General features: G+C 70.4%; 13 protein-coding genes. 8 read left to right on the top strand and 5 right to left on the bottom strand.

The window, feature by feature from the left end:
* Nucleotides 1-5: 5 nt before the first annotated feature.
* A complete protein-coding gene (locus tag GQ56_RS0125735; RefSeq protein WP_031401379.1) occupies nucleotides 6-1,859 on the bottom strand; it encodes a sulfatase-like hydrolase/transferase in 1,854 nt (617 codons plus the stop codon).
* Nucleotides 1,860-1,983: 124 nt separating this feature from the next.
* Between GQ56_RS0125735 and GQ56_RS0125730 the strand changes: the two genes are divergently transcribed.
* Together GQ56_RS0125730 and GQ56_RS0125725 are read left to right on the top strand one after the other, a co-directional pair.
* The gene (locus GQ56_RS0125730) at nucleotides 1,984-3,000 is read left to right on the top strand and encodes a LysR substrate-binding domain-containing protein (RefSeq protein WP_031401378.1); all 1,017 of its coding nucleotides are present in this window, start codon (nucleotides 1,984-1,986) and stop codon (nucleotides 2,998-3,000) included.
* Between the two features lie 336 nt (nucleotides 3,001-3,336).
* A complete protein-coding gene (locus tag GQ56_RS0125725; RefSeq protein WP_031401377.1) occupies nucleotides 3,337-5,568 on the top strand; it encodes a putative bifunctional diguanylate cyclase/phosphodiesterase in 2,232 nt (743 codons plus the stop codon).
* 13 nt (nucleotides 5,569-5,581) lie between these two features.
* Here the strand turns inward: GQ56_RS0125725 and GQ56_RS0125720 are convergent, their stop codons facing one another.
* The gene (locus tag GQ56_RS0125720; RefSeq protein WP_031401376.1) at nucleotides 5,582-6,655 is read right to left on the bottom strand and encodes a diguanylate cyclase domain-containing protein; all 1,074 of its coding nucleotides are present in this window, start codon (nucleotides 6,653-6,655) and stop codon (nucleotides 5,582-5,584) included.
* 49 nt (nucleotides 6,656-6,704) lie between these two features.
* Entirely contained in the window at nucleotides 6,705-7,709 is a 1,005-nt protein-coding gene (gene cheB, locus GQ56_RS0125715; RefSeq protein WP_031401375.1) for a chemotaxis response regulator protein-glutamate methylesterase, read from the bottom strand.
* A gap of 373 nt (nucleotides 7,710-8,082) precedes the next feature.
* On the opposite strand from cheB, the gene GQ56_RS0125710 reads away from it, so the two are divergent.
* Nucleotides 8,083-8,637 (top strand): DUF4946 domain-containing protein, encoded by a 555-nt coding sequence (locus GQ56_RS0125710; RefSeq protein WP_031401374.1) that lies wholly within the window; start codon nucleotides 8,083-8,085, stop codon nucleotides 8,635-8,637.
* A 139-nt stretch (nucleotides 8,638-8,776) separates the two neighbouring features.
* Here the strand turns inward: GQ56_RS0125710 and GQ56_RS0125705 are convergent, their stop codons facing one another.
* Nucleotides 8,777-9,001, bottom strand: a complete 225-nt coding sequence (locus GQ56_RS0125705) for a hypothetical protein (protein ID WP_031401373.1) — start codon at nucleotides 8,999-9,001, stop codon at nucleotides 8,777-8,779.
* 346 nt (nucleotides 9,002-9,347) lie between these two features.
* Here GQ56_RS0125705 and GQ56_RS0125700 point away from each other — a divergent pair, with 346 nt between their 5' ends.
* The 4 genes from GQ56_RS0125700 (at nucleotide 9,348) to GQ56_RS0125685 (ending at nucleotide 12,465) form a co-directional block, all read left to right on the top strand.
* Nucleotides 9,348-10,037: a DUF969 domain-containing protein gene (locus tag GQ56_RS0125700; RefSeq protein ID WP_031401372.1), complete on the top strand. Its 690-nt coding sequence runs from the start codon at nucleotides 9,348-9,350 to the stop codon at nucleotides 10,035-10,037.
* Complete coding sequence (locus GQ56_RS0125695; RefSeq protein WP_031401371.1) at nucleotides 10,034-10,984, top strand: DUF979 domain-containing protein; 951 nt, start codon at nucleotides 10,034-10,036, stop codon at nucleotides 10,982-10,984. The genes GQ56_RS0125700 and GQ56_RS0125695 overlap by 4 nt, the downstream gene beginning before the upstream one ends.
* 10 nt (nucleotides 10,985-10,994) lie before the next feature.
* Nucleotides 10,995-12,017: a DUF2891 domain-containing protein gene (locus tag GQ56_RS0125690; RefSeq protein WP_031401370.1), complete on the top strand. Its 1,023-nt coding sequence runs from the start codon at nucleotides 10,995-10,997 to the stop codon at nucleotides 12,015-12,017.
* A 124-nt stretch (nucleotides 12,018-12,141) separates the two neighbouring features.
* Nucleotides 12,142-12,465: a hypothetical protein gene (locus GQ56_RS0125685; protein ID WP_031401369.1), complete on the top strand. Its 324-nt coding sequence runs from the start codon at nucleotides 12,142-12,144 to the stop codon at nucleotides 12,463-12,465.
* A 64-nt stretch (nucleotides 12,466-12,529) separates the two neighbouring features.
* On the opposite strand, the gene GQ56_RS0125680 is transcribed toward GQ56_RS0125685, so the two are convergent.
* On the bottom strand, nucleotides 12,530-13,354 hold the full coding sequence (locus GQ56_RS0125680) for an IclR family transcriptional regulator (protein WP_031401368.1): 825 nt from the start codon (nucleotides 13,352-13,354) through the stop codon (nucleotides 12,530-12,532).
* A 183-nt stretch (nucleotides 13,355-13,537) separates the two neighbouring features.
* Between GQ56_RS0125680 and GQ56_RS0125675 the strand changes: the two genes are divergently transcribed.
* The gene (locus GQ56_RS0125675) at nucleotides 13,538-15,196 is read left to right on the top strand and encodes a GMC family oxidoreductase (protein WP_031401367.1); all 1,659 of its coding nucleotides are present in this window, start codon (nucleotides 13,538-13,540) and stop codon (nucleotides 15,194-15,196) included.
* Nucleotides 15,197-15,250: the final 54 nt, after the last annotated feature.

Raw genomic sequence — 15,250 nt, 5'->3', positions numbered from 1 at the left:
GTCCGTCAGTGCCGCTTCCGGACCTGCACCTGTACCTTGCCGTCCCGGATCGGCATGACGTCGGGGCGATCGTCGCCGACTTCGCTCGCGATCAGGTCGTTCAGGCGGTCGTTCATCGCGAGCAGCAACTCGCCGTTCTTCTTGCGGTCCGTCGCGAGATTGCGCATCTCGCCCGGATCGCTCGCCACGTCGAACAGTTCGACGTCGTTGCGCGCGAACAGGTCCTCCAGCGTCGTCGGCCGGTTGAATTCGAGCGGGGAGAAGTAGCGCGCGAACCGGTAGCGGCCGTCGAACACGCTGCGAATCGTGCCGCGCAACCGGAAATCCGGCTGCTGCGCCAGCGCGCGGCGCAGCAGCTCGTCCTCGGGCACGCCTTGCTGCCGCAGCGTGCCCAGCTCCTTCAGCATCCATTCGCTGTCGTAGTACAGCAGCATCGCGTAGTTGAACAGCGTGGCATCGCGCACCGCGTGCCGCTTCGCATCGGCCGGCCGCGCGAGCCAGTGCGTCAGGTCGCGCCCCTTCAGCGCGCCGCCGCGGATCGGCGCGAGGCGCGCGTCGTCGAGGCCGGTCAGCCCGAGCAGCGTCGGCGCGATGTCGATGTGCGACGTCAGCGCATCGCACTGCGCGCCGCCCGGATAGGCGGGATGGCGGATCACGAGCGGCACGTGGTTCTGCGGCTGGTACGCGGTCGCGCCCTTGCCGACGAGCTGGTGCGCGCCGACGTGGTCGCCGTGGTCGGCGGTCATCACGACGATCGTGCGCTCGTCGAGACCGAGCGACTGCAGCGACTGCAGCAGGCGCACGACGTGCGTGTCGCAGTCGCGCACGCAGTTGAAGTAGTTGTCCTGGTAGATGCGCAGGCGTTCGTCGCTAAACGGATAGCGCCCGACGAGGTTTGCATGCGCGGCGTCGAACATGCCGTGCGCGGGCGGCCGCCCCGGTTCGTCGTACGGCTGCCGCCGCGATGCCGCGAGCGGTACGTCGCGCCACGACGTGCGATACAGCGCGTCGTCGGGCGGCGGCGCGTTGCCGAGCAGCGGGTGGTTCGCGTCCTGCACCGTCGAGCCGGCCGTGTCGGTATTCACGAACATCGCATCGTGCGGGTTCACGAGGTTCACCGCGAGGAACCACGGCTTGCCTTCCTTCGCGAGACGCGGCGCGTGGTTGCGCATCCAGCTCACCGCGGCCTCGGTCGTGATGCCGTCGTACTGGTAGCCGCCGCGCACCATGCCGATCAGGTCGCCCACGCCGAAATAGTCGTCGAAGCCGTACGAGCGGATCGTGCGGTTGTAGTCGGCCACGGGCGCGGTATAGGGGCTGGCGGTCTCGTGCAGCGACCCGCTCAGGTGCCACTTGCCGAGATACGCGGCGTAGTAGCCGGCGTCGCGCAGCATGTGGCCGACGGTGCGCACGTCCGGCGACATGTCCTTCTGCCAGGGCAGGCCCGCGTTGTCGAGCACGCCCGTGTGCTGGATGTGCTGCCCCGTGTAGACCGTCGAGCGCGACGGCGAGCACACGCACGCGGCGATCTGGTGATGCATGAACGTGATGCCGTCGCGGCGCAGCGCTTCGCGGCCCGGCACCGGAAACGGCCAGCGGTCGAAGTGGCGCTCCTGGTCGGTCAGGATGAACAGGATGTTGTAACCGGCGGGCGGCGCGGCGGGCGCGTGCGCCGCGCCGTGGAACGCGGGGGCGGGATCGACGCCCGGGCCCGCGCCTGCGGCGGGTTCGGCCGGCGGCGTGGGCGCGGCCGCCGCGTCGGCGCCGAAGCCGGCCGCCGCGACCGCCGCGCCGGCCAGCTTGAGGAACTGGCGGCGCGCGGTGGGGCCGGCGGCGGGGGTGTCCTGATCGTCTTTCATGTGGGGCGTCTCCTGATCGTGCCGGGGGTGTTCATGGCGACGACTATGCGGCAGGATCGCGTATCGATCGATGAAAGATCCGGGTCGATCGATAACCTGAGCGACATGAATGACGGAGACGCCCGTGACCCCAGCCCCCCGCAGCCCGGCCGGCCGCACCCGGCCCGAACCGCTTGCGCCGCCCGGCGCGCCGGCCCACGAGCAGCGCATCGCGCAGGCGCTGCGGCGGTTGCGCGTGCGCGACATGGAAACGCTCGACACGCTCGCGCGTACGCGCAGTTTCGCCCGCACGGCCGAGGCCGCGTCGATCACGCAGCCCGCGCTGTCGAAATGGCTGCGCGAGCTCGAGGAATCGCTCGGCCTGCCGCTGTTCGAGCGCACGTCGCGGCGCGTCGCGCCGACGCTGTACGGCGATGCGCTGCTCGAACGGCTCGGCCGCGTGCTGACCGACCTGCGCGGCGTCGCGCCCGCGTTCGACGCGTTGCGCACCGGCGCCGGCCGCCCGGTGTCGATCGGGCTGCTGCCGAACATGGCGCCGCTGCTGATTCCGGGCGCGCTGGCGTGGCTGCGGGAGGCCGGGCGTCCCGTGCAGCTCAACGTGCGCGAGGACACGCTCGACCGGATGCTCGCGCAGGCGCAGCGTCGCGAGCTGGACCTGCTCGTGTGCCGGCTCGATGCATCCGCGCTGGGCGCGGGGCTGGACGTCGCGCCGCTGTATCGCGACGACATGATCGTCGTGTGCGGGCCGCGCCATCCGCTGCTCGGGCGCGCGCGGATCGGGTGGCGCGACGCCGCCGCGTTTCCGTGGATCGCGCCGCCGCTCGGGTCGCCGGCGCGCACGGCGCTGGACGCCGAGTTCGCGAAGGCCGGCCTGCCGCCGCCGCACGTGCAGATGGAATCGGTGTCATGGCAGACCAACCGCACGGTCGCCGAGCAGTCGCCGTGCCTGTTCGTGCAGTCGTCCCGGGCATTCGGGCTGGCCATGCGCGCGGGCGAGCGCGTCGGCCGGTTGCCGTTGAAGCTGTCGACGATGCCCGACCGCGTGGGCGCGCTGCATGCGGCGCCCGCGAGCGCGTCGATCGCTGCCGCGATCGACGCGCTGAAGGCCGTGACGCGCGCGCATCCCGGCGCGGACGAATGAACGCGAACGAAACGGGTTTCGTCAGATAGCTGACGAATCGGTTGCAGTGAAGGCGCGGGCCGGGTGCGAATGCGCCCGAGGCCGTCGCGCCGCGCGCAAGTCTTTCGGCGGGCTGACAGCAGGCCGCAGGCGCCGCGTCGACCGCGCGTAAGCCCTGATGCGCGCGGATGAGCCGGGTGTCACGGATTGGTGTTAAATGTATTTTCGGCGCGCCTTGGCACAGCGCGCGATACGGGGCGCACCGGGCGTCGGCATGAATCCGGGGCGGCAAGGGCACGAAAGATCGAAAACGAATCGGGCGTATCAGACCCGATCGGACAGACGGCAGGATTCATCTTGAATACCGAACCGCATAGTTCTCGTTACAGCCTCGGGCTCGCAGCGGAAGTGCTCGCGTCCGAGCAGAGCGTGCTGAGGCTGATCACGCGCAATACACCGTTGCCGGACCTGTTGATCGAGGTCTGCCGGCGCGCCGAGGCTTTGCTCGGCGACGGCGCCTCGTGCACGATCCTGCTGCTCGATCCGGACGGTGTGCACGTGCATGTCGGCGCCGCGCCGTCGCTGCCCGCGCAGTACAGCGCGGCGATCGAGGGCGCGCCGATCGGGCCCGCGGCGGGCTCGTGCGGCACCGCGATGTACCTGCGCCGGATGGTCGCCGTCGAGGACATCGAAACCGATCCGCTATGGGCCGACTACCGGGCCGTCGCGTTGCCGCTGGGCTTGCGCGCGTGCTGGTCGGTGCCGTTCCTCGACGATGCGGGCGCCGTGCTCGGCGCGTTCGCCGTCTATCACCGCCGGCCGCGCCGGCCGGGCGACGAGGAAACCGAGCTGTTGCGCGACATCGGCAACAGCGTCGGCCTCGCGGTGCACCAGGACCGGATCGCGCGGCAGCTCGCGCGCAGCGAGGAGCATCACCGGCTCGTGGTCAACAGCCTGAACGAGGGCATCCTCGTCGTGTCGCGCGACGACGTCGTGGTCGCGAGCAACCCGAGCGCGAACCGGATGATGCGGGTGCAGGGCGACCTCGTCGGCCGGCGGCTGTCGACGGTGATCCTGCGCAAGCTGAACGAGGACGGCACGCCGATCGCGCCCGACGACTGGCCGAGCCGGGTCGCGCTCGAGACGGCCACGCCGATGCTCGACTACACGGTCGGCTTCGGCCTGGCGGACGGCGACATCATCTGGGTGCGCGGCAACGCGGTGCCGATCGTGAAGCCGGGCGAGCGGCAGGCCGACTCGGTCCTCGTGTCGTTCAACGACATCGGCCCCGTGCGCGAGGCGCAGGAGCAACTGCGCTACCTGGCGACGCGCGATGCGCTGACGGGCCTCTACAACCGCCGCTGGCTTGCCGACCGCATGCGCGAGCTGTTCTGCGGGCATGCGCGCGTCGCGATCCTGTTCATCGACCTCGTCGGCTTCAAGAAGGTCAACGACACGGCCGGCCACGACGCGGGCGACGCGCTGCTGCGCAGCGTCGCGGCGCGGCTCGCGGCCTGCGGCGGCGGCCGGTACGCGCTGACGCGCGTCGGCGGCGACGAGTTCGTGATGCTCGTCGACGACTGCGACGATCCCGACCGGCTCGCGGCGCTCGCACGCGAGGTGATCGACACGATCGCGAAGCCGTTCGCGATCGCGAACAACGAATACTGGCTGGGCGTGTCGATCGGGATCAGCGTCGCGCCGCGCGACGGGGACGATGCGGTCACGCTGATGCGCAACGCGGATTCGGCGATGTACGAGGCGAAGCAGCGCGGCCGCAACCACTTCACGTTCTTCACGGCGCAGCTGAACCAGCGGCTGCAGCGCCGTTTCGCGATCGAGCAGTCGCTGCGGCGCGCGCTTTCGTCGGACATGCTGCGGCTCGCGTATCAGCCCGTCGTCGATGCGCGCAGCGGCCGCACGGTCGGCGCCGAAGCGCTGCTGCGCTGGACCAGCCCCGAGCTCGGGCCGATGTCGCCGACGGAGTTCATCCCGGTCGCGGAAGATACGGGGCAGATCGTCGCGATCGGCCAGTGGGTGCTCGAAACCGCGTGCCGGCAGGCGGCGGAATGGCGCCGCACGATCGCGCCCGACCTGATGCTGGCCGTCAACCTGTCGCCTCGGCAGTTCCACGAAGGGCTGGTCGAATCGGTCGATCGCTGTCTCGCGCAGACGCGGCTCGATCCGTCCGCGCTCGAACTCGAGATCACGGAAGGACTGCTGATGAACGACACGGACACCGTGCTGCCGATGCTCGAGGCGCTCACGGACATGAACGTGCGGATCTCGGTCGACGATTTCGGCACCGGCTATTCGTCGCTCGCCTACCTGAAGCGTTTTCCGCTGCACAACCTGAAGGTCGATCGCTCGTTCGTGTCGGGCGTGCCCGATCATCACGACGCGGTCGCGATCACGCAGGCCGTCGTCGCGATGGCGCATTCGCTCGGGATGAAGGTGACGGCCGAAGGCGTCGAAACGCAGGCGCAGTCGCGTTTCCTGCAGCAGATCGGCTGCGACATGCAGCAGGGCTACCTGTTCAGCCATCCGCTCGACGCGAACGACTACGCGCGCCGGCTGCGCCGCGCGTGAGCGGCGCGCGCGCTCAGTCGATGCGCGGCGTGCTGAAGTCGCCGGCGCCCGTGGGCGTCTGCGTCGGCGTGGCGTCGATCTCGACGCGGTTCTTGCCCTCGTGCTTGGCGCGATAGAGCGCACGGTCGGCCGCCTCGATCAGCACGGTCGTCGGCAGGCCGGACATCGGCACGATGGTCGCGCCGCCGATGCTGATCGTCACGGTGTCGCCCGTCGACGAATGCGCGTGCCGCAGCCGCAGCGCCTCGACCGCGAGACGGATCTTCTCGCCCAGCAGCCGCGCGGCGCCCGGCGACGTGGCCGGCATCACCACCGCGAACTCCTCGCCGCCGAAGCGCGCGGCGAGATCGCCCGACTGGCCGAGGCAGCGCTCGATGGTCGACGCGATCTGCTTGAGCACGCTGTCGCCCGACACGTGGCCGTACGTGTCGTTGTACAGCTTGAAGTTGTCGACGTCGATCATCAGCAGCGACAGCTCGCTGCGCTCGCGCGTGCCGCGCCGCCATTCGGCGGACAGGTATTCGTCGAGATAGCGCCGGTTCGACAGCCCGGTCAGGCCGTCCGAATGCGTGAGGCGTCGCAGCTCGAGGTTGGCCTCGAGCAGTTGCTGCTGCGACTGCCGCAGCGCGCGATAGGCCTCGTCGCGCTGCAGCAGGTTCATGTACGAGCGCGAGTGGTAGCGCACGCGCGCGACCAGCTCGATGCGATCGGGCAGCTTGACGAGGTAGTCGTTCGCGCCGACCGCGAACGCGGTGCTCTTGATCGCCGGTTCTTCCTGCGTCGACAGCACGATGATCGGCACGTCGCGCGTCGCCGGATTCTCGCGGTACGCCTTCACGAGGCTCAGCCCGTCGATGCCGGGCATCACCAGGTCCTGCAGGATCACGGTGGGGCGCGTCTCGATCGCGGTGGCCATCGCGTCGTCCGAACGCGGGCAGTAATGGAAGTCGATGCCTTCCTCGTCGACGAGCGCGCGCCGTACGGCTTCCGCGACGATCGTCTGGTCGTCGACCAGCAGTACCATCGCCGGCACGTCGATGCGCGGCGTGTAGGGGCCGCCTGGCGGGCGAGTCAGGTCAATGCTCATGATCGATGCGGATGGGGACGGGCATGGGTGTTGCACATGTTTATCGGGCTCAAATCCGTGCGAGCGCCGCCAGTTCGCCCGCGATGCGTCCGAGCGGCAGGATCGCGCGCGCCGCGCCGAGTGTCGCGGCCGCCTTCGGCATGCCGTACACGGCGCTCGTCGCCTCGTCCTGCGCGATCGTATGGTAGCCCTTCATCCGCAGCGCCTTCAGGCCGATCGCGCCGTCGCGCCCCATGCCGGTGAGCAGCACGCCGATCGCGCGGCCGGGCCAGTGCTCGGTCAGGCTGTTGAAGAACACGTCGACCGACGGGCGATACGGCGTGGCGGCCGGCTCGCGCGTGTATTCGAGCGTGCCGGCGCGGGTGATGCGCAGGTGATCGTCGGTCGCGGCGAGCAGCGCGACGCCCGGCTGCGGGCGGTCGCCTTCGTGCGCGACGCGCACGGCGAGCGGCGTCTGGCCGTCGAGCCATTGCGCCATGCCCTCGGCGAAGGCGCGGTCGACATGCTGCACGATCACGATCGGCGCGTTGAAATCGGCCGGCAGGCCGCCGAGGATCGACGCGAGCGCGCCGGGGCCGCCGGCCGACGCGCCGATCGCGATCAGCGGGCCGCCGCCGGCGGGCAGCGGCATGCCGGCGAGGCGCGGGCCGCCGGGCGCGTCGAGCAGGCGGCCGATCTGGTCGATTTTCGCGAGCAGCAGTTTGGTCGTGTCGCCGGCCGCGCCTTCGCCGAGCCGCGGCGTGTCGACCGCGTCGAGCGCGCCGGCGCCCATCGCCTCGAACACGCGCCACGCGTTCGCGCCGATGCAGCTCGTCACGATCAGGATCGCGCACGGTCGTTCGGATCGCATGATCCGCCGCGTGGCTTCGATGCCGTCGAATTTCGGCATGACCAGGTCCATCAGCACGACGTCGGGCGGCTGCGCGGCGCACAGTTCGACGGCCTGCGGGCCGTCGGTCGCGACCCACAGCACGCGGTGCTCGGGCCGTCGCGCGATCGCGCGGCGCATCGCCTCGACGGCTAGCGGGAGGTCGTTGACGATGCCGATGTTCACAAGCGGAATTCTCCGGTCGGTTCGTAATGCTGGAGGTGGGCCGGGTTCATGGAAGGGGCGGCCGGCTCGGCGCCGCCGATCGGCATCGGCGGCCGGCCGGCACGGCATTCGTTTCGGTTGGCGACGCCCGCATGCTGTCATGCGACGCGGGCGTCGGCAATCGAAAAATTCGCACGGTACGTCGTTTCAGTGCGTTTCCTCTATGGTAAAAGGCGTGACGGGGGGATTCGCCCGGCGCCGAGCGGGGGGCGCGCGGCCCGCGCCAGCCGGTCGCCGCGGGCCGGCGGACGGTACGCCGTGCGATCATGACGCGCCCACCGGCCCGGTCCAGCGCTGTCCAGCCCCGTCCACCGAACCCGATCCGTCGAGCAACATGAGCGAAAAAAACCGTTTTCGCCTGATCGTGCGCGCCATTGCCGCATGGCTGTGCGTCGTATCCGCGGCGGCGTTCGCGGACGCGCCCGCGGCGGTGCCCTGGCCGCCGGGCTGGGACGTCCAGGCCGGCCCCGCGCCGACGACCCGCGCCGGCAGGACGCTGCCCGGTTCGAACGAGGTCGCGATGAAACGCGGCGCATCGGGTGCGCCCGAGGCCGCGCTGGCGTTGATGCGGCTGGTCCGGATCGACCACGGCGCCGCGCGTCTCGACGACGAATTCGGGACGATGCTGCACGTGATCGTCGACGGCTACCGGCAGCGCGGCTGGACCGCGCAATGCGCGGCAGCCGTGCAGGCGCCGCTGGGCGGCCGGCCGGGGCTCGCGACGACCTGCGACATGCGCCGCGAGGGCGCGACGGCGATCCGGCAGGCGATCGTCGCGACGATGACGGAGACGACCGTGTACGAACTGTCCTTCACGGCGCCCGTCGACCGCTTCGACGCGTACCGGCCCGCATTCGACACGATGCGCGCGCGTTTGACGGTGCAATAGCGAGCGGCCACGGCCGGGCGGGATCGATGCCGGCGGGACGGGGGAGGTACGGCTGATCCGCCGTGTCGGCCCGGCGCCGGCGCCGACTTCGGCAGTCCCCGGCGGAAACCGGCCGCGCTTCGCGGGCGCGGCCGCGCCGTCAATGGCTGCGCGCGTACCCCTGGATCAGCGCGCGCATCATCCCTTCGACCGTCGCGTCGAGCAGGTCGGCTTCCGCCTCGGCTTCCTCGACGAGCGCGGCATAGGCGGTCGCCAGCGTCACGCGGTCGACCTCGTGGCGTTGCTCCATCAGCGTCACCATCCCGTCCTTCGCCAGATGAGCGGAGAACGCGCGGCTGCCGATGGTCTGGAATACGTCAATCATGGCGGCTCTCCCGTACGTTGCCGATGCTTTCCAGTTTAGTCGGCGCTCCGGGGCCGCGCCACGCGCGCGGGCCCCGCGCGAGCATGGCGCTGTCGCGGGACATCGCCTGCCGCGCCCAACGCACCCAACGCACCCACTGCGGCCTGCCGGCCGCCGATTCCTCCGACGAAACGCGGGCAGCTCGCGGCCCGACGCAGCATGCGCGCGTTTCAACGTTTACCCGAGTCGGTAATTTGTCGACTTTTTATCGATAAAGTCTCGTGTTAGATTTTGCCGTCCGAGCCCGGTCGATACCGGGCCGGCGGCGCGGTGTCCGGGCGCCGCGGGTTCGACACAAGGAGGAGCAATGCTGGTGCTGATTGGGGTGCCGATCGTCGTGATCGGTTTTGCGCTGCGCTTCAATGCGCTGCTGGTGGTCACGGTCGCGGGGCTCGCGACGGGGCTGGCGGGCGGGCTGAATCTCGTCGACATCGTCAGCGCGTTCGGCAAGGCGTTCACCGAGAACCGCTACATGGGGCTCATCTGGCTGACGCTGCCGGTGATCGCGCTGCTCGAGCGCAACGGCCTCAAGGAGCAGGCGAAGCGGATGATCTCGCGCGTGCAGGCGGCGACCACGGGCCGCGTGCTGATGCTGTACTTCGTGCTGCGCCAGGTGACGGCCGCGCTGGGCCTCACGTCGCTCGGCGGCCACGCGCAGATGGTGCGGCCGCTGATCGCGCCGATGGCCGAGGCCGCCGCCGTCAACCGGCACGGCGAGTTGCCCGAGTCGGTGCGCCAGCAGATCCGCGCGCATGCGTCGGGCGTCGACAACATCGCCGTGTTCTTCGGCGAGGACATCTTCATCGCGATCCAGTCGATCCTGCTGATCAAGGGCTTCCTCGAACAGAACGGAATTTCCATCGAGCCGCTGCACCTGTCGGTGTGGGCGATCCCGACCGCGATCGCCGCGCTGCTGATCCACTGCGCGCGGCTGGCGCTGCTCGACCGCCGGCTGGCCCGCGGCTTCGGCCTGCGGAAGCAGGAGGGAGCGCGATGATCGGCCTCGAATCCCTGTACACGCTCGCGGGGCTGATGTTCGCGGCGTTCGCGTACTTCAACCTGACGGACCGCACGAACCCGCGCCGCGTGGTGAATTTCGCGTTCTGGGCGATCTACGCGGCGACGTTCCTGTTCGGCGCGCGGCTGCCGCATTTCGTGACGGGTTGCCTCGCGATCGCGCTCGCGGTGATCGCCGGCACCGGCAAGCTCGGGCGCGGCCGGTCGGAGGAGGCCGGCGAGGCGGCGGCCGGGCGGCGCGAGACGCTCGCGCAGCGCTTCGGCAACCGTCTGTTCCTGCCCGCGCTGCTGATTCCGGTCGTCACGCTGATCGGCACGTTCGCGCTGAAGCAGGTGCCGTTCGTCGACCCGAAGAGCGTGACGCTGATCTCGCTCGTGCTCGGCACGCTCGTCGCGTTCGCCGTCGCGCTCGCGATGCTGCGCGATTCGCCCGTGCATGCGCTGAAGGACGCGCGCCACACGATGGACGCGGTCGGCTGGGCCGCGATCCTGCCGCAGATGCTCGCGGCGCTCGGCGCGCTGTTCGCGGTCGCGGGCGTCGGCGGCGTGGTGTCGGGGCTCGTGAAGGCGTGGGTGCCGATCGATTCGCCGTTCGCGGTGGTCGCCGCCTACACGGTCGGCATGGCGCTGTTCACGATGATCATGGGCAACGGCTTCGCCGCGTTCCCGGTGATGACGGCCGGCATCGGCCTGCCGCTGATCGTCCACCAGTTTCACGGCAACCCGGCGATCGTCGGCGCGATCGGGATGCTGAGCGGTTTCTGCGGTACGCTGATGACGCCGATGGCCGCGAACTTCAACATCGTGCCGGCGGCGCTGCTCGAGCTGAAGGACAAGAACGGCGTGATCAAGGCGCAGTGGCCGACGGCCGTGCTGCTGCTGGCCGTGAACACGCTCCTGATGTACGCGTTCGTATTCCGCTTCTGACGAGATGCCCATGACCGACCGACTCACGCCCGAACTCGCCTCGACCTTCGCGTCGCTCGCGCTGGCACACCTGACCCGCGAGTATCCGAACAAGCTCACGCATTCGCTCGCCGGCCCGCACGACGTGCAGGGGCCGCGCGCGCTGCACCCGATCTTCTACGGCAGCTACGACTGGCACTCGTGCGTGCACGGCTACTGGCTCGTGCTGCGCGTGCTCGAACGCTACCCGTCCTTGCCGGAAGCCGAGCGCATCGTCGCCGTCGTCGATGCGCACTTCACCGACGCGAACGTCGCCGGCGAGCGCGCCTATCTCGCGCTGCCGCACAACGGCGGCTTCGAGCGCCCGTACGGCTGGGCGTGGTTCCTCGCGCTCGCGGCGCAGCTCGAGCGGCTCGCGCTGAAGGGCACGCGACCGCAGGCGGCGCGCTGGGCGAAGACGATGGCGCCGCTCACCGACCTGTTCGTGGCGCGCTTCGAGACCTTCCTGCCGAAGGCGACGTATCCGCTGCGCGTCGGCACCCACTTCAACACCGCGTTCGCGCTGGCGCTCACGCTCGACTTCGCGCGCGACACGCAGCGCGACGGGCTCGCGGCGCTGATCGTCGATACCGCGAAGCGCTGGCACCTGAACGATGTCGCGTGCCAGGCGTGGGAGCCGTCGGGCGACGAATTCCTGTCGCCCGCGCTGATGGAGGCCGAGCTGATGCGGCGCGTGCTGCCGTCCGCCGAATTCGACGGCTGGTTCGCGCGCTTCCTGCCCGACCTCGCGCGCGGCGAGCCGGCGACGCTGTTCGAGCCGGCGACGGTCAGCGATCGCAGCGACGGCAAGATCGCCCACCTCGACGGGCTGAACCTGAGCCGCGCATGGTGCCAGCGCGCGCTGGCCGGCGCGCTGCCGGAAGGCGACGCCCGCCGCGCCAGGCTGCTCGACGCGGCCGGCCGCCATCTCGCGGGCGCGCTCGCGCACGTGGCGGGCGACTACATGGGCGAGCACTGGCTCGCGACCTTCGCGCTGCTCGCGCTGGAGGCGTAGCGCCGGTCGTCGCGAAACCCCGCCGGCGGCAAGGTCTTCGACGCGCGGCTATACTCGCCGCTCGGGCCGCATCGCGCAGCATGCGTTGCGCGATGCGCGCCATCCAACCGTTCGCCGCCGCTCCATGGACAAGCTCATCTCCTACGTCGCCGCGATCCACGGGCTCGCGGGCCCCGTGTCGATCGTGTCGCACGCCACCTCGCACGACCGCTGGACCGACGACGACGTCGAGGTCACGCGCGACGAAACCGAATACCGTTTCGACAACGGCGCGATCGTGCGTCGCTCGGTCGAGCAGGACCACGCGCCGTCCGATCTGCTGTGCGCCGAATGCTGGATCGACTATGACGTGCTCCGTCAACCCGACGGGCAGCCGATCGGCCCGACGCGGATCACGTTCGACAACGCCTGCCGCGAGACTTTCTGGCTGCGTTACCACCTGGCGTGAGCGCCTGAACGCCTGAAACCCATGAACGGATGAGCGCCTGAGCGCCTGAACGCGTTCGTCCGCGTCAGCCCGGCGGCGCGCCGTCGCCCGCGTGCAGCAGCGGCGCGAGCCGCGCGGCCGCGTCGCGCATCTTCGGCACGTTCTCCAGCAGGTCGTTGAGCGTCGCGCGTGCGGTCGGCGCATGCACGGCGAGCGCCGCGAGCAGGCGGCCGCTCGCGGCATCCTTCACCGGCACCGCGACGGCCACCATCCCGCGCACGAACTCCTCGTTGTCGATCCCGACGCCGCGCGCGGCGAGGCGGTCGAGTTCGGCCGCGAGCAATTGCGCGTCGGTCAGCGTCCGGTAGGTCATCTTCTTCAGCGTCAGCCGCGCGAGCATCGCGTGGCGCTCGAGCGCATTCAACTGCGCGAGGAACAGCTTGCCGCTCGCCGTGCAGTGCAGCGGCACGCGCATGCCGGGCCGCATTTCGAGCCGCAGCGGCTCGGCCGTTTCCACGCGTTCGACGTACAGCACCGTGTCGCCGTCGAGTGCCGTGAGGTTGCAGGTCTCGCCGAGCACGTCGACGAGCGCGCGCAGCACCGAGCGGCAGCCGCGCGTGAAGGCGTTGTTCGACAGCGCCGCGAGCGCGAACTGCGCGGCGCGCGGCCCGAGCGCGATCGCGCGGTCGTGGCCGCGCGAGTCGGGCATGTGGATCACGTAGCCGCGCGCCTCGAGCGATTCGATCAGCCGCAGCAGCGTCGCCTTCGGGATGTGCAGCCGCGCGGCGAGCTGCGACAGCGTGTACGGCTGCCCGGCCGATGCGAGCGCTTCGAGCACGGCGAGGGCGCGCAGTACGCGCGCGTCGTCGGCGGGCGCGCCATCGGACGGCGCGGAGGCGGGTTCGCGCATGGGTCTCCTCCATGGGGATCGCGATGCGTCCCGGGATGGTGTGTGCGATGAAAATGAAACGAATCGAACGGTTTTTGTACCACATTCGCGGCGTGGACAATAAATCGGCTTGTACGCGTTCCGTGTGCTCAATAAATTTGGACGAAACATACCGGATTTTTCATCACCGGAACGGAGACACGAATGACACGCAGCTTCGACTATGTCGTGGTCGGCGCGGGATCGGCCGGTTGCGTCCTCGCCAACCGGCTGTCCGACGGCGGCCGCCACACGGTGTGCCTGCTGGAGGCGGGCCCCGCCGATCGCTCCATGTGGATCCACGTGCCGATCGGTTATGGCAAGACGATGTTCGACCCGGTGTACAACTGGGGCTTCCATACCGATCCCGATCCGAACATGCACGACCGCCGCCTGTACTGGCCGCGCGGCCGCACGCTCGGCGGCTGCAGTTCCATCAACGGGCTGATTTACGTGCGCGGGCAGCAGCAGGATTACGACCACTGGGCCGTGCTCGGCAATCGCGGCTGGAGCTGGCGCGAGTGCCTGCCGTATTTCCGCAGGCTCGAACACAACACGCTCGGAGACGGGCCGACGCGCGGCACCGGCGGCCCGCTGTGGGCGTCGGCGATCCGGCAGCGGCACGAGCTGGTCGATGCGTTCGTCGCCGCGTCGAACCGGCTCGGCGTGCGCACCGTCGACGATTTCAACACGGGCGACCAGGAGGGCGTGGGTTACTACCAGCTCACGACGCGCAACGGGCTGCGCTGCTCGACGGCGGTCGCGTACCTGAAGCCGGCGCGCGGGCGGCCGAACCTGCACGTCGAAACCGACGCGCAGGCGCTGAAGGTGCTGTTCGACGACGGCGCGCAGGCGTGCGGCGTGCGCTACGTGCGGCACGGCCAGGTGCAGGAGGTGCGCGCGCTGCGCGAGGTGATCCTCGCGGCCGGCGCGCTGCAGTCGCCGCAACTGCTGCAGGTGTCGGGCGTCGGGCCGGCCGCGTGGCTGAACCGCCACGGGGTTCCGGTCGTTGCCGATCGGGCGGGCGTCGGCGAGAACCTGCAGGACCATCTGCAGATTCGTCTGATCTACGAAGTGACGAAGCCGATCACGACCAACGACGCGCTGCATTCGTGGGTCGGCCGCGCGAAGATGGGGCTGCAATGGGCGCTGTTCCGCGGCGGCCCGCTCGCGATCGGCATCAACCAGGGCGGGATGTTCTGCCGCGCGTTGCCGGACGAATCGGCGACGCCCGACATCCAGTTCCATTTCTCGACGCTGTCGGCCGATTCGGCGGGCGGCAGCGTGCATCCGTTTCCGGGCTGCACGTACTCGATCTGCCAGTTGCGGCCGGAATCGCGCGGCACAGTGCGGATTCGCTCCGGCGATGCGCGCGACGCGCCGTCGATCCGGCCGAATTATCTCGACACCGAGCGCGACCGCCGCACGACCGTGGCCGGCGTGCGCTTCGCGCGGCGCGTCGCGGCCGCCGAGCCGATGGCGCCGCTGATGAAGCGCGAGGTGCGACCCGGCGCGCCGGCGCAGACGGATGACGAGCTGCTCGAGTTCTGTCGTGAATACGGGCAGACGATCTTCCATCCGTCCGGCACCGCGAAAATGGGCGTCGCGAGCGATCCGCTCGCGGTCGTCGACGCGCGGCTGCGCGTGTACGGCACGCGCGGGCTGCGCGTGGTCGACGGCTCGATCATGCCGACGCTCGTGTCGGGCAATACCAACGTGCCGATCGTGATGGTCGCCGAGAAGGCGTCCGACATGATCCTCGAGGACGCCCGCGAGGCCGATCGCGGCCGCGGCGTCGCGCCGGCCGTCGAGGCCGTCGCGTAGGGCCGGGCCCCGCATCCGCCCGCGCGGCCCGTGCTCCTGCGCCCGGACGGCCGC

It is taken from the genome of Burkholderia paludis (assembly GCF_000732615.1).
GTDB classification, from domain to species: Bacteria; Pseudomonadota; Gammaproteobacteria; order Burkholderiales; family Burkholderiaceae; genus Burkholderia; species Burkholderia paludis.
Note: the sequence above shows the minus strand (reverse complement) of the source record. Positions and strands in the feature narration are given on the sequence as shown.